Source organism: Rhodococcus sp. NPDC060090, assembly GCF_042729855.1.
Lineage (GTDB): Bacteria > Actinomycetota > Actinomycetes > Mycobacteriales > Mycobacteriaceae > Rhodococcus.
Window position 1 is genome coordinate 84,534 of sequence record NZ_JBHWXB010000003.1, and the last position, 20,650, is coordinate 105,183.

Genomic DNA, 20,650 nt, shown 5'->3' on the forward strand with positions numbered 1-20,650 from the left:
TGCTGCGGCCTCGTGCGTGGGAAGGATGGGAGTCCGGTATGTCCTCTCACACGGTTTCGGGTGTCGTGCCGGCCATCATCGCGGTGTCCGGGACGGGGCGCTTCGGCCTCGTGCGCACGTGGGTGATGTAGAGGGCGAGCCCCACGAACACGACACCGCCGACCAGATTGCCCAGCACCGTCGGGATCTCGTTCCAGATCAGGTAGTCGCTGAGCGTGAAATCACCGCCGAGCAGTAGACCGGACGGGAACAGGAACATGTTGACGACCGAGTGCTCGAATCCCATGTAGAAGAACAGCATGACGGGCATCCACATGACGAGAACCTTGCCGGACACGCTCTTCGACATCATCGCCGCGACGACGCCGGTCGAGACCATCCAGTTGCACAGCACGCCGCGCAGGAACAGCGTCATCATGCCTGCGGCGCCGTGTTCGGCGTAGCCGAGTGTGCGGGCCTCACCGATTTCGCCGAGACGTTCACCGACCGCGTCCGGCGGGATCGAGTAGCCGTAGGTGAGGACGAAGGTGATCAGCAGCGCCACTGTGAAAGCGCCCAGGAAGTTTCCCACGAACACCAGACCCCAGTTCCGGAGCATCGACCTGAGCGTCACCCCCGGACGTTTGTCGAGGTACGCGATGGGAACCATCGTGAACACGCCGGTGAGAAGATCGAAACCCAGCAGATAGAGCAGGCAGAATCCCACCGGAAAGAGCACGGCTCCGAGGAGTGCGTTGCCGGTCTGCACGGTGACGTTGATCGCGAACGCCGCCCCGAGGGCGAGGATGGCTCCAGCCATGTACGCCCTGATGAGGGTGTCTCGGGTGGACATGAGGACCTTGCTCTGACCGGCGTCGACCATTGCGCGGGCCAGTTCGGCGGGTGGAACGTAGGACACGGAAACCTCCTGGTGCGAACAGTGCGCGACCAGTGTCGGCAGTGCCCATGTCCGGGGGGTTGCGGAGCAGTAAGGAAGCGTTGCGTACTTCTCCGCGGACGGACGCCGGGGTTGTGAGGCCGCTGCGTCATGTAGAGTGGCGGTGCTTCACGAGATGCCGTCGCCAAGCTCCGACTTGACGGCACGCCAACCCCACGCTCGCGGGTGGCTCGGATGACGAAGCGGCTCGCGGCCGACCGGCCCGGGCACGAGCGCCCCGCCCCGGGGCCGACCCGGAGGAACATCATGACAGATCACTTCGACCACGCTGATCACATCCGGAATGCCGATCGCACAGATGTGCACGGGTGCGCCTCATTCGGTGACGGGCACCATGTCCATCACATCCGCGCCCGCAAGGCCTTCCATGATTCCGATCTCAGCGTCGGTGCACTGGTGCACGTACTGAGCGAGACACACGTCGAATTATCTTGGGATGGAGTACGACTCGTGTTCCGCCACCACGACACTGCCGCGATCATCCGTGCGGTCGACGCGGCTGGGGAGATCGCGACCTGGGTGCCGCAGTGGCGGGTCCTGATCCTGCCGGGCTCCGACCCGCACGTGCCCGCGACCTTCACCCTCGCGGCTCCTGATCACTGGAAGGACTGCGTGCCGGGGCACGTCCCCGTGCTGGCGTATGTGCCGGGCTTGTGAGCGTGTTCGGATCAAACTTTCTCGGCGTCGATCCAGAACTCGGGAAGTTCTACTGCGAGAAGATCTTTCGCCTGCATGGGAAGTGAATGGGTTGTATCGGGGAAGATGGCGACCGTCGCCTTCGGGAGTTGCCGAGCCCGATCGGCGGCGTTCGTGCCGCCGGCGATCGAATCATGTTCTGCGATAGCGACGTAGGTGGGAACGGTCAAGGAATCCCTCTCGCTGTCGTTGATGGGTGAGGGGGTCGGCAGCGCCGCCGAATAGTGTTCCGAACCTGCGGCGATCATCTTCGCCATGTCGTCGTTCGGGTCGAATTCGGCACCGCCGACCTTGCCGAGTGCGGTGGTGTGCCAGCTCTCGGGAAGAAACGGAAGGCTCGACACCATCGTCCACGCCATCATGCGCGCGGGCGGATACGCGAAGGTGAATACGGGTTCGAGGAGCGTCAGCGATCGGACGCGCTCGGGGAACTGTAGTGCGTACGTCGTTGCGATCGCGCCGCCGAACGAATGGCCGACGATGTGTGCGCCGTCGGCGGCGAGTTCGTCGAGTACGTCGGCCATCCATATCGCCTGGTCGTCGAACGAGGTCAGCGGAACGCTTTGTGTCGACAGGCCGGCGTCGCCGAGTGCGTCGAATGCGAGGACGCGCCGGTGTGGCAAGAAGTCGGCGAGGTTTTCGGCCCACATCGGGACACCCGACGCGCGTCCGGGGACCAAGACGACGGGAGCGGTGTCCTCGGTTTCCGGTGAGCTCCACTCGTAGACGCGGACCGTCCCGAAACGGGTCGTGACGTCGAGGGTTGTCGTGGATGGAGGGAGGGCGGACATCGCCTGCTCATAGGCCTCGACATAGGCGCGCCGGCCCTCCGCGTCGCGGAAGTGGCCGACGCCCGGAACTCCGAAGAAGAACTGTTGGATGCTCACTGCGCCCAGTGCTGCAAGTGCGGCGACCACCACGATTCCGCTGCGGCGCAGCCATCGGCGGTGTCGGCGGGCGGGTGGTGGACGGTCGGTCCGGGAATCTGTGTCCGTGGTGGGTTCGCTCATGTGGGTTTCCCTCGAAGTCAGCGATTCGTACTGTTTGCAGTATAAGCATATTGTAAAATTCTGACATGCCTAAAGTGGTCGACCATGCCGAACGTCGCAGAGAGATCGTGTGGGCACTGTGGGCGGTAATCCACAAACGAGGAATCGACGGGGTGACGTTCCAGGCGGTCGCGGCCGAATCCGGTGTTTCGATCGGCAGAATCCAGCACTACTTCGAATCGAAGCAGCACCTGATCCGATCCGGGGCGCAGGAGATGGTTGCCGGTGCCGAACAGATGTACCGCCGACGAGAATCTTCCGAAGATCCGAAAGCAGCCCTCGTGGCCTTGCTCAGCCAGCCCGTTCCCACGGACGCATCCTCCCGTGTAGGTGCTTCGGTCTGGTACGCCTACCTCGCCAAAGCGACGAACGACCCGTGGATCAGGTCGTTTCTTGCCGAAGCGTCGCGGGGAACCGTCAGCGAGGCCGAGAGGCTCCTCTGTCGCGCCGGTCTTTCGGAGCACGCGGCTCACGACGAGGCCGAGAGGTTGGTTGCACTCAGTAATGGTGCGACGCAATCGGTATTGGTGATGGCGATGGATGCCGACGCTGCAACAGATCTCGTCAGCCACGAGATCGACAGGAGTATCGAGGGTCGCATCGGGTAGTCGGACTGCCCGAGACCATCGCCGGCTTCGGCGGTCCATGTCGGTGGGTAGGTGCACCATGGCCTTATGGGACACACTCATCACGCATTCGACTACATCGAACTCGGCGCGACCGACCTCCCCGCGACACGTGGCTTCTACGAATCCGCATTCGGCTGGAGATTCAACGACTACGGGCCCGCGTATACCGGCATTCGCTCTGTCGACGGGGACGGAGAGGTCGGCGGACTGACGACTCTGCGCGCACCGGGCACCGCCGGGCTTCTGGTGCTGCTGTACTCCGATGACCTCGACGCCTCCGTCGGTGCGGTCGAGCGCGCAGGAGGCACGATTTCGTCGGGGCCGTACGACTTTCCCGGCGGACGCCGATTCACCTTTCTCGATCCGAGCGGGAACGAACTGGGCGTGTGGTCCGAAACCTGACGGTGCTTCACCCGACCGTAAGGTGAGGCCCGAAAGGAGGTGTCGTGCGCGTTGCTGCGGGATGGTGTGTTGCGGTCGCAGCGGTGTCGGTGTTGTCGGGCTGCGGGCAGCCCGATCGGCAGGAGGAGGCCGACGCCCTCGAGCGCGCTGTCGCAGCGATGTCCGGTGTCGAGGACGTCGACGTGCTGTACTCCAACAACTTCACCCAGGGTTCGAAACTCGACATCGATGTCATCGCGACCGAAGCCGATATCGCACAGGTCGCCGACATCGCTGCACGCATCGAAGAGATCAAGGACGATCATTTCGACGGATACGACCAATCTGCGACCTTCGTCGTCGCCGACGGAGTGGTCCTCGAACGGCACGGCACGCTCGAGCCCGATCCGATTGAGGACGACACTCGTGCCGCACGGAACATCGCCGACGACATCCCCGGCTCGGAGGTGTTCTGGACGCAGCAAGAAAGCGGCGGTCACGACACGGTGCGGTTCGAAAACGCACCCGCTGCGGCCGCGTTGGACGCGGTGCGCTCGTACATACCCGCAGACGATGTGCTCGTCACCGTCCGGAAATTCGAGGGCGAACCGCAGTGGAGAGTATCGATGCCCCTCGGGGAAGACGAAGCACGGACGATCCGAGACTCGCTCGCAGGATCGCCGCTGAACACGCTGGCGGTATCCGTCACGCGAGGGCACGTGTCCGGCCTGACGGTTGCCGTCGAGGACGAAGCGCACGCCTCAGTGCATCTCGAAGCAGTCCTCGCGTTGTTCGAGCCGACGGAAGACCATCCGCTGATGTTGGAGTGGAAGGGGGCAGGCGGGGGAGCCGACCGGAAGTTCAGTGGCAGCGTCCACGTCGCAGGGTGTACATATGCGCCGAATCTGGCGGAGTCCGAACCCGAGCGTTTCTACACAACAGAGGCCTTGGCACTCCGCGATCGCTTGCGGGAACAGTACGACACATGTGAGTAAGCGTCGGACAGTATGAGTAGCGTCAGGCAGTGGGCCCGACCCACCGCGCGATGCCGGCTTTCGACAGTTGCGGAATCTGTTCGGCGGACCAAGGGCTGATCAGCCACGGTACGGTCGCCGCGGTCTCGAGGTCGGTCCACGAGACCCACTCCCACTCCATCACCTCGGACGGATCGGGATCCAGATCGGATGCGGCGCGCGCGCAGAACACGGGACAAACCTCGTTCTCGACAGTCCCGTCGGCGGCCGTCGCGCGGTACCGGAATCGTGGCAGCACACACGTGACGTCGTCGACGACCAGTCCCAGCTCTTGCTCGACGCGACGACGCACGGCGTCTTCGGGAGTTTCGTCCGGGCCGGGATGACCGCAGCACGCATTGGTCCACACTCCGGGCCACGTGATCTTGCTCAAGGCTCGTCGCGTGGTGAGGACTCGGCCCGCGCCATCGAACACATAGCAGGAGAACGCCAGGTGGAGCGGCGTGTCTGCGTGATGGACGGTAGCTTTCGGGGCTGTACCGATGGGTCGCTCGTGCTCGTCGAGTAGAACCACGAGTTCCTCGTGGGCAAGCGCTGTCATCTGGTGGATCTCCGTCATGCTGCTCGGGGTGCCGTGCGGTGTCCGGCACTCGCCGGATCGAGCCTACCCGTGTGCCGTGATCCGCCACTTCTGCGATGTGTCCGACCGGGCCGATCGGCCTATCTGGTCCCGGCACCGGACGGTCAGGTACATCACCGCACTCCGGGCGGTCCGCCTGGCGGCCGGGTACAGCCGGTGCTTCTGGCTCGTCGACCTGTACGCCGCTCGGGGGCACAGTCGACGCGGGTTCGCTGCATCGGTATCTTGCGTCCGCCGGGCTGCTCCCGGAAACCGAATCCGACGCGGTGTCATCCCGCATTTCACTGAGGAGAACCATGGCTGTGGAAGTCCAGCAGGTTGGCGAAGTCACCGAGGAGATCGTTGCCGCCTTCGCGCGTCTCGTTCCCCAACTGTCCCGCTCCGCCGCACCGGTGACGGTCGAGACGCTCAGCACCGTCGTCAGTTGCCCGACGAACACGCTCTTCGTTGCCCGGCTGGACGGCCGCGTCGTCGGCACTCTGACCCTGGTTGTCTTCCCCATCCCGACCGGAGTCCGCGCCTGGATCGAGGACGTGGTGGTGGACGCCGAAGCGCGGGGGCAGCAGGCCGGCGCTGCGCTGACGCTCGCCGCGATGGACCGGGCAACCGAACTCGGCGCCCGGACGGTCGACCTGACCTCGCGGGCGTCGCGGGAGGCGGCCAATCGCCTCTACCGCAAGCTCGGCTTCGAGGAGCGAGATTCCAACCTCCTCCGGTACACCCCGAGCGACCGCGTCTGATCACATACCGGGCGGCCTGCTGCCCACCAGGGCGGCGGAATGCAGACCCTCCGAGCCACGGAGTCGGCCCACTTCGATCTCTCGGCGTTCGAGGTGGTGCCGCTCTTGACGGCGCGTTCGGAGGTCTCGTACCCGGGGGCTGGAGGTGTTGTATCTCGCACCGGTTCGGCACTGCGACCGCGCCGAACCAGGTCTACGCTCGGGCATGGTAGCTGCCGCAGATGTCACCCACCGAATCGGTGCCGCACAATGCCACCTCCGACATAGCCGGGACGTGATCTCATGAGCAACACTGCACCGACCGACCAGTCCACACACATCGTGACGGCCCGCTACGAAGGCCGGGACCTCGACGTATCCGGTCCGTACCGGATCTACCCGTCCGGGTTGTGGTACTTCCGCACCGACAACTCCGACCCCGCGCCGACATGGATTCCAGCGGGTCATCTCACGGAGACGGCCAGAAGAGAAACGTGCCCGGCTCGCGGCGACCGAAGTCTGGTCGGTGCCGTCACACATCCGTTGCTCGCCACCGGGTTCGGGTTCGCCATCGCAACAGCGACGTGGCTGATGTCCGTCTTCAAGTCCCACCTCGCCCCTGTGAGCGCTCGACCGTTCAGGTGAAAGTGCCCGCCTCGGTTGTCCCCGAGACGACTCTCCCGACCTGTCATCACACGGTGACGACCTCGAGGGCATGTGTGAGGTCGGCGATGAGATCGTCCGCGTCCTCGAGCCCGACCGACAGGCGGATCATCGACCCGGTGATTCCTCGCCGCTGCCGCTCCTCGGGCGAGAGGTCGTAGTGGGTTGTGGTCACCGGCTGCGTGACCAGGCTTTCGACACCGCCGAGGCTCGGTGCCAACGCGAACACGCCCAATCCGTCGACCACCCGCACCGTCGTCTCCGCGTCGCCTGCGATCTCGATCGTCACGATGCCACCGAAGCCCTTCATCTGCTTCACCGCGAGTGCGTGCCCGGGGAAGCTCGGCAGACCCGGATACAGCACACGCGCGACCCGAGGATCGGCCTCCATCGCTTCCGCGACCGCCTGCGCATTCGCGTTGTGCTGCTTGACGCGGACGATGAGCGTGCGCAGACTGCGCGACAACAACGCCGCTGGCTCCGGTGCGATGCATGACCCGAAACTCTTGCGCCACGGCTTCAACGGTTCGATCAATTCGGCCGCACCGAGCACGAACCCGGCCGTCACATCCGAATGCCCACCGAGATACTTGGTGGCCGAGTACGAGACGAGGTCGGCGCCGAGAGCCAGCGGCCGCTGATTGACGGGCGAGGCAAAGGTGTTGTCGACCGCGACGAGAGCACCGTGGCGGTGTGCGACGTCGGCGATCGCAGCGACGTCGTAGATGCCGAGTGCGGGATTCGTGGGTGTTTCGAAGAACACCAGCTTCGCCCCGCCGCGGAGCGTCTCGTCCAGGCGCTCGACTTCGTCGTCGAGCAGGAACGTGGTGGCGATACCCAATTGGGACAGCTGGTTGGTGAGCAGCTCCATGGTGCCGCCGTACGCGTCGCCGACGCACACGACGCCCTCGCGTCCGTATTGCGCGAAGAGCGAGGTCTCCGCGGCCATACCCGAGCAGAACGCCAATGCACTCTCGGCGCCTTCGATGGACGTCATCGTCTCTTCGAGTGCGAAGATCGTCGGATTGAGCCCGTAACGGGTGTAGAGCGGACCGCTCCGGTGGCCATCGGCAACCTCGAGCAGCGCCGCGGTGTTCTCGAACGCGAAGGTGGTCGTGTTGTAGATCGGAAGGTGCGGCGCGCCGTACGCATCGGTGATGGTGGTGCCATGGATGGCCTGCGTCGACTGACCTGCTGCTTCGTGCTTCACGTCAGAACTCCGTTCACGGGTGCATTCGAGTGGACGTCCCACGAGTATCGCGTGGGCGGCTGTGCCGAGCGAATGCGGCTGTGCCGAGCGAATGCGGCTGTGCCGAGCGAATGCGGCTGTGCCGAGCGAATACCTCGTGCCCGGGCACGCGATCCCCTGACGGACTGCGATCGGTGTCGTAGCGTCGAGGTGACACCGTTTCGGCACGGTGATCGAAGCGCGGGCGGTGCCGGATACGTACTCGAGCTGTGCAGCCCAGGAGGCACGATATGAGTCACGACAGTTTCAGCACACGAGACACACTTACCGTCGGGAACATCGACTACCGGATCAATCGCATCGACAAGGTGCCAGGCTCGGACCGTCTGCCGTACAGCCTCAAGGTGTTGCTCGAGAACCTGCTGCGCACCGAGGACGGCAGGCTGGTCACCCGCGAGCAGATCGAAGCGGTCGCGGAATGGGATCCGGACTCGACGCACAATCCCGAAATCCAGTTCTCGCCGGCGCGCGTACTCATGCAGGATTTCACCGGGGTGCCGTGCGTCGTGGACCTCGTCGCGATGCGCGATGCCATGACCACCCGCGGCGGTGACGCCACCCGCATCAATCCGTTGATCCCCACAGAACTCGTCATCGACCACTCGGTGATCGCCGACGTATTCGGCACCGAAGACGCATTTCGCATCAATACCGACCTCGAATTCTCACGCAACCGCGAACGCTACGAACTGTTGCGGTGGGCGCAGGAGGCATTCGACGACTTCAAGGTGGTCCCGCCCGGCACCGGCATCTGCCACCAGGTCAATCTGGAATATCTCGGCCGGGTCGTCTTCACCCGCGAGACCGAGGACGGGGAGACGCTGGCCTACCCGGATTCGCTGGTCGGAACAGATTCCCACACCCCGATGATCAACGGTATCGGTGTCGTCGGGTGGGGCGTCGGGGGAATCGAAGCCGAGGCAGCGATGCTCGGTCAGCCCGCCTCGATGCTGATCCCGCAGGTTGTGGGATTCAAGCTCAGCGGAGAACTGAAGGAGGGCACCACCGCCACCGACCTCGTGCTCACCGTCGCCGAGATGCTGCGCAAGACCGGGGTAGTGGGAAAATTCGTCGAATTCTTCGGACCCGGTGTGGCGAACGTGCCGCTCGCCAACCGCGCCACGATCGGCAATATGAGTCCCGAATACGGCTCGACCATCTCCATCTTCCCGATCGACGACATCACCCTCGACTACATGCGTCTCACCGGACGTTCCGACGATCAGGTGCGTCTCGTCGAGGCGTACGCCAAGGCACAGGGGCTGTGGCACGATCCCGACCGCGAACCCGCCTACAGCCAGGTCGTCGAACTCGACCTGTCGACGGTGCGTCCGTCGATCGCCGGACCCAAACGGCCACAGGATCGCATTCCGGTGGCACTCGCCCCGCAGGCAGTCGGAGCGCTGCTCTCGGGTGCTGATGTTCCCGGTGTCGTCGCTCAGGTGCAAGAGGGGGGCCTCGACGAGGGGTCGATGGAGTCGTTCCCCGCGAGCGACCCCGTCGCGATCTTCGGGAAGGACACGAGCGCGCCTCCGCGTAACCCCCTACCCGACGATCTTGCGGCAGCCGATCCGCCGTCGCACAGGGTTCCCGTGCGTGTCGGCGACGGGCCCGAGTTCGAACTCGACCACGGCCACGTCGTCATCGCCGCGATCACCTCGTGCACCAACACGTCGAACCCATCGGTGATGATCGGTGCGGGCCTACTTGCGAAGAACGCCGTCGAGAAGGGTTTGCGCAGCAAACCGTGGGTGAAGACGACTCTCGCACCCGGATCGAGGATCGTCACCGACTACTACGAACGAGCCGGACTGACGCCGTACCTCGAAAAGCTCGGTTTCAACCTCGTGGGATACGGCTGCACCACGTGCATCGGCAACTCCGGCCCTCTGCTCGACGAGATAGCAACAGCCGTCGACGAAGAGGACCTCAATGTGTCTGCGGTGTTGTCGGGCAACCGTAACTTCGAAGGCCGCATCCATCCGCAGACGAAGATGAACTTCCTCGCCTCGCCGCCGCTGGTGATCACCTATGCGCTGGCAGGGTCGATGCTCGTCGATGTATTCGAGGATGAACTCGGCACCGACACCGAGGGCAATCCGGTGTTCCTGCGCGATATCTGGCCGTCCACCGAGGAGATCCAGGCCGTCATCGACGAGTGCGTGCGTTCGGAGATGTTCGAATCCGGATACGCCGACGTCTATCACGGCGACGACACGTGGCGGAATCTCGACGTCCCCACCGGTGAGGTGTTCGAGTGGAATGACGATTCGACCTATGTGCGGCGCCCACCGTACTTCGACGGGATGACAGCGGAACCCGAGCCACTGCGCGACATCGCAGGCGCACGGGCGCTGGCTCTCCTCGGCGACTCGGTCACCACCGATCACATCTCCCCGGCCGGGTCGATCCGCCGTGACAGCCCCGCCGGACGCTATCTGGAGGAACACGGCGTCGATCCGGCGGACTTCAACTCGTACGGGTCGCGGCGCGGCAACCACGAGGTGATGATCCGTGGCACCTTCGCCAATATTCGGCTGCGCAACCAACTCGTTCCCGACGTCGAAGGAGGAGCCACCCGGTACCTTCCCACCGGGGAACAGATGGACATCTACGACGCCGCGCAGAAATACGCGCACGACGGCACGCCTCTGGTCGTGCTGGCCGGTGCCGAATACGGGTCGGGGTCGTCGCGTGACTGGGCGGCCAAGGGCACTCTGCTGTTGGGAGTGCGCGCGGTGATCGCGCAGTCGTACGAACGCATCCACCGGTCCAACCTCATCGGAATGGGTGTGCTGCCACTGCAATTCCCCGACGGTGCATCGGCCGAGAGCCTGGGGTTGACGGGGGAGGAGGAGTACGCGATCACCGGGCTTGCCGACGCCGACTCGGTACCCGAGACCGTGCACGTGCGCGCCGGGGACATCGAGTTCGATGCGAAGGTGCGAATCGATACCCCGGCAGAGGCGGAGTACTTCCGACACGGAGGGATCCTGAAGTACGTGCTCCGGCAGCTCGCCGGTGCCTGAGCTGATCGACTCGGATACGAGACGATCAGGCCGCTGCTTGGATCGGCATCGTGATACGCATGGCGATCACACCCGCGCAGATCAGTCCCGCGACGGCAAGAGTACTGCTGATCAGGAACGGGTCTGCTCCCGCAAGAGCCGCAGAGAAGCCGACGCCGATATAGATGGTGATGCCCGTCGACCCGCCGAGCTGGTCTGCCGCGCGCTGGACTCCGGAAGCAGTACCGGCGTCCTCCTCGGTCACCCCGGTGACCGCCGCGTACTGGAGTCCGACAAGGCCGAAGGCCATCCCGGCGGCGATGAGGACCATGGCTGGGACCACCGCCGGAGCACGTGCCTCGAGCTGAGCTGAGATCGCGATCGCGACCATCGCGAGAGCGGTGAAGCCGATCCCCGCGACTGCGCAGAACCGCGCACCCCATCGCCCGAGGAACTGCGGAACAAACGTCACCGCCGCAACCAGCGCGACCGCCAGCGGCACGAGTGTCAAGCCCGTGATCAGCGGACTCAGCCCCAGCCGGTTCTGCAGATAGAACGTGAACAGCAGGAACGACGTGGACAACGCAGCGCTGAGCAGAGCAGTCGCAAGATTGGCCATCACCCGTGACCGATTGCGGAAGAACTTCAGCGGCACCAACGGATTCGCAGCACGCCGCTCGACTGCGACGAACAAGAAGGCTGCGACCACAGACCCGACCAACACCGCCACGGCCGCCCACCGGGGAATGCCGTCGACCTCTCCCAGCTCGACGATGCCGAAGACGAACAGGAGCGGTGCCGCGGTCAGCAACAGCGAGCCCGGGAGATCGAGCGTGATGCGCTTTCTCGGGCGGTCGGCCGGCACGAGAATGCTCGTGGCGATGAGCACGAACACGATGAACGGCACCGATACGAGGAAGATCCAGCGCCACCCCAGCAACTCGGTGATGACTCCGGAGAGGATGAATCCGAGCACTAGGCCGCAGCTGGCCACGGCCGCCCACACGCTCAGCGCCCGTGAGCGGCCATGGCCTTCGGGGAACGAAAGCACGATAACGGCCATCGCGGCCGGCAGCGCGAGTGCCTCTCCGGCGCCTTGGAGCAGCCGTGCTGCCACCAGGAGGTGGAATGTCGGGGCGAGCCCTGCCAGCAGTGAGGCCAGGCCGAACACTGTTGTACCGGTAAGCAGGAGCCGTCGCTGACCGAGCATGTCGCCGAGCCGGCCACCGAGCATCAGCAGTCCGCCACCGGTGATCGTGTACCCCACGACGACCCATGTGAGTTGCCGGGCGTCAGCCCCGAACTCGGCTCCGATGGACGGCAGGGCGACGTTGACCACGGTCACGTCGACCGCGATCAGGAATTGCAGCATGGACAGGCAGGCCAGAGTGACCCATGCTCGTCCCGGCGCGTTGACGCGCCGGGAAGGGATAGTGGTGGGAAACAAGTCGTGCTCCATCGCTCGGAAGTGGAACTCCGGGCAGCACCTCTAGCCGCTCCGGACTGGCCGTGGAGCGACGAAGCATCAGAAGGGTGAAGAGACGAGTGCTCCGCCGCTAGCGGAGCGTCTTCGTCACGGCGGCCGCAGCCGCTGCAGAAGCAGACATGGACATCACGGTACCCGATCTGTCGCGGTGTCAGCGCATCGCCGAGCGCGTCCGGGCCAGGGGTTGGCTCAATGTCTGTGCGAGGAGTCCAGCGTTGTGAGCCTTCCGCTTCTGCCGAGCGAGTACCGCTTCGAAGCATGTCTCAGCACGTGCTCCGCCAACGCGCCTCATAGCCGTATCCGCTAGCGTCGGGGAACATCCCGTCGCATGAGGAGTGGTGTCCGTGAAGTTGTCTGTCGTCGACCTCGGAACCCTCGCGCCCGGCACCACCGAGACCGATGCCCTCGCCGACTCGCTGGCCACCGCGTGTCATGCCGATGCCCGCGGGTTCCACCGAATCTGGTTCGCAGAACACCATCTGAGCCGTAGCGGCGCCTCCCACCATCCCGAATTACTCATTGCCGCAGCGATACCGCAGACCCGCGGTATCCGCCTGGGATCGGGCGCGGTGCTCATGAACCACTACAGTCCGTTCAAGGTCGCGGAGATGTTCAAGCAGCTCGAGGCGATGGCCCCCGGTCGGATCGACCTGGGAATGGGGCGAGCGACGGCCGGACCGGTGATAGATCTTGCGTTGCAACGAGACCGGAGTCGCCGCATCCAAGCAGACCATGGGCAGCAGATCTCCGAGACCCTGGCGTGGTTGTACGACGCGTTTCCCGACGACCATCCGTTCGCCGGGCATCGACTGATGCCGGGTGTTCCGGAGGTGCCGCAGACCTGGCTGCTGGGGTCGAGCCCGAACGGCTCGGTCCTCGCAGCCGGTCTCGGGATCGGATACACGTTCGCCGGTTTCATCAATCCACCGGCAGCTGCGCCGGCGTTACGTCACTACCGCGAAACGTTCCGCCCGCAGGGATTCGGGCTCGACGCACCACGGGGGATCCTCGCGGTCAACGTGACGGTCGGCGACACGAGGGACGAGGGCCTGCATCTGGTGAACTCCGCGAAGGGTTTCTACGCACGACTCGGTCGTGCGGGACGCGGAGCCGGTCAGGTCACCGTGCCCTCACCCGACGAAGCGGCACGGGAGATGACCGACGACCAGCGGAACGAGCCGACAGCGATCGTCGACGGGAGCTGGCCGCGCTTCGTCGCAGGCGGTCCGGACGACGTGCGCGCGACACTGGAACGCATGCTCGAGGAAAGCGGCGCCGACGAGTTGATGGTGCAGGATCTGATCGCTGATCCCGGCTCGCGGCGGCATTCTCATCGTTTGCTGGCCGAGATGTTCGGATTGTCGCCGAGGTCTGTCGACGTCGACTTGCAGAACTCGAACCGGACGGAGCCCGGGCCGGTCGCTCCTCGAGGTGTATGTCGGTGAGTGCCTCCACGACTCGCTGGGTGTCGGCGTCCGTCGACCCGTCCGGTGCCGTGAATGCCGCCCACCCGTGCGGGATGAGATCCTCGTAGTTGTGCCAGTGTCCGACCGGAGGTGGGGTGCCGACCATGATGTCGGCCGCCACCTGCCGGAACGTGACGATCGGATGCCACCGCATCGACGGCACTCGATCGGTATCTGGTGGCTCGGCGAGCCGATACGCGCCTCGAGACCGTCGTGGTACACGGGCAGCGCCTCCTGCGAGCCAGGATTGCGGTGGGCGATGATGCTCCGCCACAACGAATTCGAATTCGGTGGGCCCACGAACAGTGCGCCCTCTGCATCACCGCGAAGATTGACGCGGTCGTCGAATGCCGCATGCCCGAGCGCTCCGGTTCCTGCGGCCGGGTGACGCCCGGGCCGGTGCCTCTGTTGTCGGACGCGAACACGAATCGCGCGGCGACCGAGGTGCCCGCAAGGATCACCTGATCGACGAACACCACCGCTGCAACCGCGAGCACCGCCGGTGCGATCACGTACGCCGCCGGAACCGGAATGTGCAGCCGTGCGGTGAGGAACGACGCGACCCAGGGTGCGACCGCCGTGCCGACCGCCGCGGCGTCACGTGTCGGCGGTGATCATCCGGCGACGGTATCCCGATGCGAGCAGATAGTCTCGGGAACATGACACGACGCGTGAGTGTGTGGGGCGGCGGATTCTGGCTGAGCGGGAAGACCAGGGAGGCCGCACTCGATGCGGCGCGAGAACTCGACGAGCTGGGCTACTCGAGGTTGTGGACCTCGGGTGGATTCGGTGACGGGGTGCCTCCTATCTACGGCGAGGTGCTCGCCGCGACACCGAGGCTGGGTGTCGCGAGTGGAATCGTCAGTATCTGGCACGCGGAGCCGGCCGACGCGGCGAAGACCGTCGACCGATTCGAGCGGGAGTATCCAGGCCGATTCGTCCTCGGCCTCGGCGCGAGCCACGCACCGGTCGTCGACGCGGCCGAATCAGGCCGGTACACCAAGCCCTACAGCCGCATGGTCGAGTACCTCGACGCGTTGGATGCGACCGACACCCCGGTCCCCGCGGAGCGTCTCGCGCTGGCGGCGCTCGGCCCCCGCATGCTGACTCTGTCGGCCGAGCGGACCGCGGGCGCGCATCCGTATTTCGTTCCTGCCGAACACACCGCCCAGGCCCGGGAAATCCTCGGTGACGGTCCGCTTCTTGCGCCCGAAGTCGCCGTGGTGCTCGACGAGGACGAAGACGCCGCCCGCGGAATCGCTCAGGAATACATGCGGGGGTACCTGTCGCTTCCGAACTACTCCAACAATCTCCTGCGTCTCGGCTACACCGAGGACGATGTCGCAGGAGCGGGCAGCGACCGGTTGCGCGAGGCGCTGATTCCGTCGGGCAAGATCGAACGCGTCGTCGCAGGGATCGAACGGCACTACGAAGCCGGTGCCGACGAGGTCCCCATCCAGGTGCTGACGGCCGACCAGACGACTTTCCCCGCGGAGGCATACCGAAAACTCGCGGAGGCACTCATCGGCCGATGAGAGGTATCGCCGACGGAAACCGGCACTCGGTCACCCTCACAGAGTTGTACGGCTGCCAGGAGGGTTGGGGGTCTGCCGAGTGCCGCCGACCAGGACGAGATCACTCGCATCATGACGGTGCCCGGCGGTCAGGGACCGGTAGAACTCACGAGATACTGACGACTCAGGTTCGGGCACGTCGACCACTACACCGATACGGGTTCCGGCCCCCGGTCCAGGAATGGCACGAACAGGTCGGGAGTGCGGATTCGATGAACGCCAAGCCGTCGGATACGTCGACGTCGATGATCGGGTAGGCGCCGGACCCTGCGGCGGTGGCCACCACGATCGTGATCAGGCCGACGCGACGAAGGGGACGACCGAAGTTGCACAGTGGTGCAAATCACAGTTCCCTCGTACTCTGAGTTCATGAAGCACATCACCACTGGTCCACGCGATTTGACGGTCGATGTGGGGGACACCATCGAACTGCACCTGCCGGAGAACACCTCGCGCGATTACTGCTGGTCGACGACGCGGATCGGAAAGGGACTCAACCTGCGCGACATCAGGTTCGTCCCCTCGAACAATCCGTTGCCCGGCGCCGCCAGCGAACGTGTGTTCTACCTCCGCGCGAAGCGGTCGGGGACGTGGCCGCTGTCGCTGCGGATGCGTCGGCACCTGGACCTGTCCGCGGCGTTCGCGGACATGACTGTCACGGTGACCTGAGACTTCGCACATGGCGGTCGACGCACACGCCCTCCTCGACGTAGCGCTCGCCGAGGCCGAGGCAGGACTCTCCGAAGGCGGCATACCGATCGGAGCCGCACTGTTTGCCGCCGACGGCACGCTTCTCGGCCGGGGGCGCAACAGGCGTGTCCAGGACGACGATCCGACAATCCACGCAGAGACAGCCGCGTTCCGGGCGGCCGGTCGCCGCCGTGACTACACGTCGACGATCATGGTGACCACCTTGTCTCCGTGCTGGTACTGCAGCGGCCTCGTCCGCCAGTTCGGCATCGGGTCCGTCATCATCGGGGAGGCGGTCACGTTCTACGGTGGCCACGATTGGCTCGCCGACAACGGGGCGTCGGTAACGGTGCTCGACGACCCACGATGTGTCGCGCTGATGACCCGGTTCATCGACGATTCACCACAACTGTGGGATGAGGATATCGGCATCGCGCCGGCAACCGATCACCTACGCTGAACCCGAGACAACGTGGCTGGGGGAGTTTTGTCGTCGGTGAATCGACCGCGTGACACCGTGTGGGTGAGTGTTGCGGCACTCGTGTTGGTCTCCTGCGGCACACCGAGTGAGCGCACAGACCATCTGCCGGCCGACCGGCTGGTGTTGAGTGTCGGTTCCAGTGGCCACGGGTGGTCACCGTTCGCAGTCCAGGCGATTCACTCACCGGTGATCTCGGTCTACGGCGACGGCCGTGTGGTCTTCGCCGAGAGAACCGAACCAGACACGATGGCCCCGCCGGAATACCTTGTGGTACAGGCGGATCCTGACGATGTCGCCCGATTTGCAGACGAAGTCGAGCAGCGACACCTCATCGATCTGGGCACCGATGTCGGAAGTCCCGGTGTGACCGATCAGGCGACGACCACCGTCACCTTCCACGGACGTGGCGATGCCTCCGAATTGCGTGTCTACGCGTTCGGCACGCGGTTCGAGCAGGATCTACCGACGATCGCACTCGAGAATCGTGGAGCATTGCGCGAGGTGATCTCGGACGCCTGGGATCTGGCCGAGGGCGACGCCGAACCTTTAGTGCCGGATGCCGTGCACATCTATGAACTGACGGCCGGTGCCGCCCCGGACGACGATGTTCCGTTGTGGCCTGGCCCCGATCCCGCGACGTTCACGACGGACGATCCCGGGTCGCCCGGGGTGATCACCGGGGACGCCGCCGCCCTCGTCTACACCGCAGCGCGAGAGAATCCGGACGCGCGATGGCTCGTCGACGACGACGTGATGTTGCTCGTCGTCGACCCCGTCCCGTGACGATCGCCCGGTCGGAAGGCCCTGGAGCCAGCAAGAACCCCGGAGTCAGCGCAACGCGGCCGGAGCGTCCAGATCGGGAGCCGAGTACGTGTCGCATGCGTCGACCTGTCCGGTGTTGTATCCCGCGATGAACCATTTCTGCCGCTGCTCGGACGAGCCGTGGGTCCACGCTTCCGGATTGACGCGTCCGGTGGCGGCAGACTGGATCCGGTCGTCGCCTACAGCCGACGCGGCGGAGAGCGCGTCGCGGATATCGGTCTCGCTCAGCGGCGCAAGGAACGGCACGCCGGTGTTCGGGTCGGGCAACGTGTCCGCATAGTGCGCCCATACTCCGGCGTAACAATCGGCCTGGAGTTCGGTGCGTACCGCTCCCGACTCGGGTCCGTGGGGATCGGACTGCGCGCGGCCGAGGTCACCGAGCTGGTTCTGCAGGTGGTGACCCACCTCGTGCGCAACCACGTATTCCTGGGCGAGGGGCCCGGCGCTCGAACCGAACCGGGTTACGAGCTGCTCGAAGAAACTGGTGTCGAAATATGCGGTCTGATCCGCGGGGCAGTAGAAGGGGCCGATGTCACTGGTCGCGTTGCCGCAGCCGGTCGCCGTCGAGGAGACGAAGACGTCGACGCCTGGCTGTACGTACGCCACGCCGGTCTGCGCAGCGAGCTGCTGCTCCCACACGCTGTCGAGCGAGCCGACCGTATAGAGCACACGGCAGTCGACATCGGCGTTGGCCTCCGCGCCGGTCGCGCAGTGGTCGAGCCCTCCGGTGCCTGCCTGCTCGGAGGCATCGGGCACTCCCGACCCGAGCAGTGACGACGGATCTCCGCCGAACAGAAGGACCAGGATCAGCACGACAATGCCACCGGCGCCGCCTCCCAGTGCGATTTTGCCGCCTCGGCCACCTCCTCCGGTGCGGACCCGGTTCGGATCCATCCGCGCGCCCTCGTTGAACGTCATCGCATCCGCCTAGTCGTCGAGTCGATCGAGCCGGACAAGTTTGGCACGGCCGATTCGGCACGTGTGTGCTCGGGCAGTTCGTGTCTTTCGTAGGATTGCAGCGACGAACCCCGTCGATGATCGTTTCGAAAGGAATTCCGTGCTGCGCACCCATCTCGCCGGCTCGTTGCGAGCCGAGCACGCCGAGCAGACCGTCACCCTCACCGGTTGGGTTGCCCGGCGCCGCGACCACGGCGGGGTCATCTTCATCGACCTGCGCGACGCCTCCGGCGTGTCCCAGGTGGTGTTCCGTGACGCAGAGGTGCTCGAGCAGGCGCACAAGCTGCGCGCCGAATACTGTGTGAAGGTCACCGGCGCCGTCGAGGTCCGGCCCGAAGGCAATCAGAACTTCGAGATCCCGACCGGGGCCGTCGAGGTCAACGCGACCGAGCTCGAGGTGCTGGGCGAGGCGGCGCCGCTGCCGTTCCAGCTCGACGACCAGGCAGGCGAAGAGGCTCGGCTGAAGTACCGCTACCTGGACCTGCGACGGGAAGGGCCGGGCAAGGCCATCCGGCTTCGCAGCAAGGTCAACGCCGCGGCGCGCTCGGTGCTCGCTCATCACGAGTTCGTCGAGGTCGAGACTCCGACGCTGACTCGTTCGACTCCCGAGGGCGCTCGCGACTTCCTGGTGCCTGCCCGTCTGCAGCCCGGCAACTTCTATGCGCTGCCGCAGTCGCCGCAGCTGTTCAAGCAGTTGCTCATGGCAGGCGGTATCGAGCGGTACTACCAGATCGCGCGTTGCTACCGCGACGAGGATTTCCGCGCCGATCGGCAGCCGGAGTTCACCCAGCTCGACATCGAGATGGCGTTCGTGAACCAGGACGATGTGATCCTGCTCGCCGAAGAGGTGCTGCATTCGCTGTGGCGCCTGGTCGGATACGAGCTCGAGACGCCGATCCCGCGCATGACATATGCCGACGCCATGCGACGTTTCGGCAGCGACAAGCCCGACCTGCGCTTCGACATCGAACTCGTCGAGTGCAAGGACTTCTTCAAGGACACCACCTTCCGCGTCTTCCAGGCGGAGTACGTCGGCGCGGTCGTCATGCCCGGTGGCGGCTCGCAGCCGCGTCGCCAGCTCGACGCTTGGCAGGAATGGGCCAAGCAGCGCGGCGCCAAGGGCCTCGCATACGTGCTGGTGGGGGAGGACGGCGAGCTCACCGGTCCCGTCGCGAAGAACCTCACCGACACCGAGCGGGCCGGGTTGGCCGCGCATGTGGGAGCCGAGCCCGGCGACTGCATCTTCTTCGCTGCAGGTGCGACGAAGCCGATGCGTGCCCTGCTGGGTGCAGCGCGCGGCGAGATCGCCCGCAAGCTCGACCTCATCGACCCGAATGCGTGGGCGTTCGTGTGGATCGTCGACGCCCCGATGTTCGAGCCTGCTGCCGATGCGACCGCGTCCGGCGACGTGGCTCTCGGTTCGTCGGCGTGGACGGCTGTGCACCATGCGTTCACCTCGCCCAAGCCCGAGTTCCTCGACACGTTCGACACCGATCCGGGCTCTGCGCTGGCCTATGCCTACGACATCGTCTGCAACGGCAACGAGATCGGTGGCGGCTCGATCCGTATCCACCGGCCCGATCTTCAGGAACGTGTGTTCAAGGTGATGGGCATTCCTGCGGACGAAGCGAACGAGAAGTTCGGCTTCCTGCTCGAGGCATTCAAGTATGGTGCGCCGCCGCACGGCGGTATCGCGTTCGGCTGGGACCGGATCACCGCGTTGCTCGCGGGTGTCGACTCGATCCGCGAGGTCATTGCATTCCCCAAGTCGGGTGGGGGAGTCGACCCGCTCACCGACGCGCCCGGCCCGATCAGCGAGGCGCAGCGGAAGGAGTCCGGCATGGACTTCGAGCCCGAGGACGTGAAGGACGTGGCGCCGGCCGCGCAGTAGGTCCAATACCACCGGCGGGGCGCGTTCACCTCAGTGAGCGCGCCCCGCCGGTCATTCGAAGTCTGAAATTTCGGACTCGACGGAATTGCGCGATATGCCGAATCGACGCGTGACGACGGGCGCGAATGACTCGAAAGGGTTTCTCGGTTCGCGCTTCCGAGAAGAACTTTCAGCGAGGGCGCGTGGGTTCCGTGCAGATTGTCCGTTTCTGCGAAACACGTCGATGATCAGGCGAAACCCGGAATTGTCAGGCAGATCGCCGTAGCCGATCCGGTGGCGGCGGACCTTGGTCCCGTGTCGATGGGGGATTCCGTACGCCCTGCCGGTGACCGCGACGA

Annotated in this window: 19 protein-coding genes, 2 pseudogenes and 1 riboswitch; of the genes and pseudogenes, 13 read left to right on the forward strand and 8 right to left on the reverse strand. The window is 65.2% G+C overall.

The genetic code is table 11. The annotated features are described in order from the left end of the window. Nucleotides 1-46: 46 nt before the first annotated feature. Nucleotides 47-898 (reverse strand): formate/nitrite transporter family protein, encoded by an 852-nt coding sequence (locus tag ACFWCF_RS05000; protein WP_378557950.1) that lies wholly within the window; start codon nucleotides 896-898, stop codon nucleotides 47-49. A gap of 145 nt (nucleotides 899-1,043) precedes the next feature. Continuing rightward, nucleotides 1,044-1,156, forward strand: a riboswitch (SAM riboswitch). A gap of 27 nt (nucleotides 1,157-1,183) precedes the next feature. Here ACFWCF_RS05000 and ACFWCF_RS05005 point away from each other — a divergent pair. Further along, entirely contained in the window at nucleotides 1,184-1,594 is a 411-nt protein-coding gene (locus ACFWCF_RS05005; RefSeq protein WP_378557953.1) for a hypothetical protein, read from the forward strand. An 11-nt stretch (nucleotides 1,595-1,605) separates the two neighbouring features. Here ACFWCF_RS05005 and ACFWCF_RS05010 read toward each other — a convergent pair whose 3' ends face one another. Beyond that, a complete protein-coding gene (locus ACFWCF_RS05010) occupies nucleotides 1,606-2,643 on the reverse strand; it encodes an alpha/beta fold hydrolase (protein ID WP_378557956.1) in 1,038 nt (345 codons plus the stop codon). 65 nt (nucleotides 2,644-2,708) lie between these two features. Here ACFWCF_RS05010 and ACFWCF_RS05015 point away from each other — a divergent pair, with 65 nt between their 5' ends. From ACFWCF_RS05015 to ACFWCF_RS05025, 3 genes are all read left to right on the forward strand, one after another. Beyond that, nucleotides 2,709-3,290 carry a TetR/AcrR family transcriptional regulator gene (locus tag ACFWCF_RS05015; RefSeq protein ID WP_378557959.1) on the forward strand — a complete coding sequence of 194 codons (582 nt, stop codon included), beginning with the start codon at nucleotides 2,709-2,711 and terminating at the stop codon, nucleotides 3,288-3,290. A 66-nt stretch (nucleotides 3,291-3,356) separates the two neighbouring features. Then, entirely contained in the window at nucleotides 3,357-3,713 is a 357-nt protein-coding gene (locus ACFWCF_RS05020) for a VOC family protein (protein WP_378557962.1), read from the forward strand. A 44-nt stretch (nucleotides 3,714-3,757) separates the two neighbouring features. Continuing rightward, nucleotides 3,758-4,687 (forward strand): hypothetical protein, encoded by a 930-nt coding sequence (locus ACFWCF_RS05025; protein ID WP_378557965.1) that lies wholly within the window; start codon nucleotides 3,758-3,760, stop codon nucleotides 4,685-4,687. Between the two features lie 22 nt (nucleotides 4,688-4,709). On the opposite strand, the gene idi is transcribed toward ACFWCF_RS05025, so the two are convergent. Further along, a complete protein-coding gene (gene idi / locus ACFWCF_RS05030) occupies nucleotides 4,710-5,267 on the reverse strand; it encodes an isopentenyl-diphosphate Delta-isomerase (RefSeq protein WP_378557967.1) in 558 nt (185 codons plus the stop codon). A 335-nt stretch (nucleotides 5,268-5,602) separates the two neighbouring features. Here idi and ACFWCF_RS05035 point away from each other — a divergent pair, with 335 nt between their 5' ends. Both ACFWCF_RS05035 and ACFWCF_RS05040 read left to right on the forward strand, forming a co-directional pair. After that, complete coding sequence (locus ACFWCF_RS05035; protein ID WP_378557970.1) at nucleotides 5,603-6,046, forward strand: GNAT family N-acetyltransferase; 444 nt, start codon at nucleotides 5,603-5,605, stop codon at nucleotides 6,044-6,046. Nucleotides 6,047-6,328: 282 nt separating this feature from the next. Further along, on the forward strand, nucleotides 6,329-6,670 hold the full coding sequence (locus ACFWCF_RS05040; RefSeq protein WP_378557973.1) for a hypothetical protein: 342 nt from the start codon (nucleotides 6,329-6,331) through the stop codon (nucleotides 6,668-6,670). Nucleotides 6,671-6,716: 46 nt separating this feature from the next. Here the strand turns inward: ACFWCF_RS05040 and ACFWCF_RS05045 are convergent, their stop codons facing one another. Beyond that, the gene (locus tag ACFWCF_RS05045; protein WP_378557976.1) at nucleotides 6,717-7,898 is read right to left on the reverse strand and encodes a trans-sulfuration enzyme family protein; all 1,182 of its coding nucleotides are present in this window, start codon (nucleotides 7,896-7,898) and stop codon (nucleotides 6,717-6,719) included. A 269-nt stretch (nucleotides 7,899-8,167) separates the two neighbouring features. On the opposite strand from ACFWCF_RS05045, the gene ACFWCF_RS05050 reads away from it, so the two are divergent. Next, complete coding sequence (locus tag ACFWCF_RS05050; RefSeq protein WP_378557979.1) at nucleotides 8,168-10,966, forward strand: aconitate hydratase; 2,799 nt, start codon at nucleotides 8,168-8,170, stop codon at nucleotides 10,964-10,966. A gap of 25 nt (nucleotides 10,967-10,991) precedes the next feature. Here the strand turns inward: ACFWCF_RS05050 and ACFWCF_RS05055 are convergent, their stop codons facing one another. Next, the gene (locus ACFWCF_RS05055; protein ID WP_378557982.1) at nucleotides 10,992-12,404 is read right to left on the reverse strand and encodes an MFS transporter; all 1,413 of its coding nucleotides are present in this window, start codon (nucleotides 12,402-12,404) and stop codon (nucleotides 10,992-10,994) included. Nucleotides 12,405-12,775: 371 nt separating this feature from the next. Between ACFWCF_RS05055 and ACFWCF_RS05060 the strand changes: the two genes are divergently transcribed. Further along, nucleotides 12,776-13,876 (forward strand): MsnO8 family LLM class oxidoreductase, encoded by a 1,101-nt coding sequence (locus ACFWCF_RS05060; protein ID WP_378557986.1) that lies wholly within the window; start codon nucleotides 12,776-12,778, stop codon nucleotides 13,874-13,876. Nucleotides 13,877-13,946: 70 nt separating this feature from the next. On the opposite strand, the pseudogene ACFWCF_RS05065 reads toward ACFWCF_RS05060, so the two are convergent. Both ACFWCF_RS05065 and ACFWCF_RS05070 read right to left on the reverse strand, forming a co-directional pair. After that, a pseudogene (locus ACFWCF_RS05065) lies at nucleotides 13,947-14,197 on the reverse strand (alpha/beta-hydrolase family protein); the annotation flags it as partial. A 101-nt stretch (nucleotides 14,198-14,298) separates the two neighbouring features. Continuing rightward, nucleotides 14,299-14,409: pseudogene (locus ACFWCF_RS05070) on the reverse strand (hypothetical protein); the annotation flags it as partial. Between the two features lie 159 nt (nucleotides 14,410-14,568). On the opposite strand from ACFWCF_RS05070, the gene ACFWCF_RS05075 reads away from it, so the two are divergent. The 4 genes from ACFWCF_RS05075 (at nucleotide 14,569) to ACFWCF_RS05090 (ending at nucleotide 17,425) form a co-directional block, all read left to right on the forward strand. Further along, a complete protein-coding gene (locus ACFWCF_RS05075) occupies nucleotides 14,569-15,432 on the forward strand; it encodes a TIGR03620 family F420-dependent LLM class oxidoreductase (protein WP_378558638.1) in 864 nt (287 codons plus the stop codon). Between the two features lie 408 nt (nucleotides 15,433-15,840). Continuing rightward, the gene (locus ACFWCF_RS05080) at nucleotides 15,841-16,140 is read left to right on the forward strand and encodes a protease inhibitor I42 family protein (protein ID WP_378557989.1); all 300 of its coding nucleotides are present in this window, start codon (nucleotides 15,841-15,843) and stop codon (nucleotides 16,138-16,140) included. A 10-nt stretch (nucleotides 16,141-16,150) separates the two neighbouring features. After that, nucleotides 16,151-16,621: a nucleoside deaminase gene (locus ACFWCF_RS05085; protein WP_378557992.1), complete on the forward strand. Its 471-nt coding sequence runs from the start codon at nucleotides 16,151-16,153 to the stop codon at nucleotides 16,619-16,621. A 36-nt stretch (nucleotides 16,622-16,657) separates the two neighbouring features. Further along, complete coding sequence (locus tag ACFWCF_RS05090) at nucleotides 16,658-17,425, forward strand: hypothetical protein (RefSeq protein ID WP_378557995.1); 768 nt, start codon at nucleotides 16,658-16,660, stop codon at nucleotides 17,423-17,425. A gap of 45 nt (nucleotides 17,426-17,470) precedes the next feature. Here ACFWCF_RS05090 and ACFWCF_RS05095 read toward each other — a convergent pair whose 3' ends face one another. Then, nucleotides 17,471-18,382 carry a neutral zinc metallopeptidase gene (locus ACFWCF_RS05095; RefSeq protein ID WP_378557998.1) on the reverse strand — a complete coding sequence of 304 codons (912 nt, stop codon included), beginning with the start codon at nucleotides 18,380-18,382 and terminating at the stop codon, nucleotides 17,471-17,473. A gap of 139 nt (nucleotides 18,383-18,521) precedes the next feature. On the opposite strand from ACFWCF_RS05095, the gene aspS reads away from it, so the two are divergent. Then, nucleotides 18,522-20,312, forward strand: coding sequence for an aspartate--tRNA ligase (aspS, locus tag ACFWCF_RS05100; RefSeq protein ID WP_378492976.1), 1,791 nt, complete (start codon nucleotides 18,522-18,524; stop codon nucleotides 20,310-20,312). Nucleotides 20,313-20,650: the final 338 nt, after the last annotated feature.

What these genes read in the sequence shown, in the direction of transcription:
- ACFWCF_RS05085 (WP_378557992.1), top strand. Translation starts at nt 16,151, where the DNA reads ATGGCGGTCGACGCACACGCCCTCCTCGACGTAGCGCTCGCCGAGGCC.
- ACFWCF_RS05080 (WP_378557989.1), top strand. Translation starts at nt 15,841, where the DNA reads ATGAAGCACATCACCACTGGTCCACGCGATTTGACGGTCGATGTGGGG.
- ACFWCF_RS05005 (WP_378557953.1), top strand. Translation starts at nt 1,184, where the DNA reads ATGACAGATCACTTCGACCACGCTGATCACATCCGGAATGCCGATCGC.
- ACFWCF_RS05095 (WP_378557998.1), bottom strand. Translation starts at nt 18,382, where the DNA reads ATGACGTTCAACGAGGGCGCGCGGATGGATCCGAACCGGGTCCGCACC.
- ACFWCF_RS05010 (WP_378557956.1), bottom strand. Translation starts at nt 2,643, where the DNA reads ATGAGCGAACCCACCACGGACACAGATTCCCGGACCGACCGTCCACCA.
- ACFWCF_RS05055 (WP_378557982.1), bottom strand. Translation starts at nt 12,404, where the DNA reads ATGGAGCACGACTTGTTTCCCACCACTATCCCTTCCCGGCGCGTCAAC.
- ACFWCF_RS05040 (WP_378557973.1), top strand. Translation starts at nt 6,329, where the DNA reads ATGAGCAACACTGCACCGACCGACCAGTCCACACACATCGTGACGGCC.
- ACFWCF_RS05035 (WP_378557970.1), top strand. Translation starts at nt 5,603, where the DNA reads ATGGCTGTGGAAGTCCAGCAGGTTGGCGAAGTCACCGAGGAGATCGTT.
- idi (WP_378557967.1), bottom strand. Translation starts at nt 5,267, where the DNA reads ATGACAGCGCTTGCCCACGAGGAACTCGTGGTTCTACTCGACGAGCAC.
- ACFWCF_RS05050 (WP_378557979.1), top strand. Translation starts at nt 8,168, where the DNA reads ATGAGTCACGACAGTTTCAGCACACGAGACACACTTACCGTCGGGAAC.
- ACFWCF_RS05020 (WP_378557962.1), top strand. Translation starts at nt 3,357, where the DNA reads ATGGGACACACTCATCACGCATTCGACTACATCGAACTCGGCGCGACC.
- ACFWCF_RS05015 (WP_378557959.1), top strand. Translation starts at nt 2,709, where the DNA reads ATGCCTAAAGTGGTCGACCATGCCGAACGTCGCAGAGAGATCGTGTGG.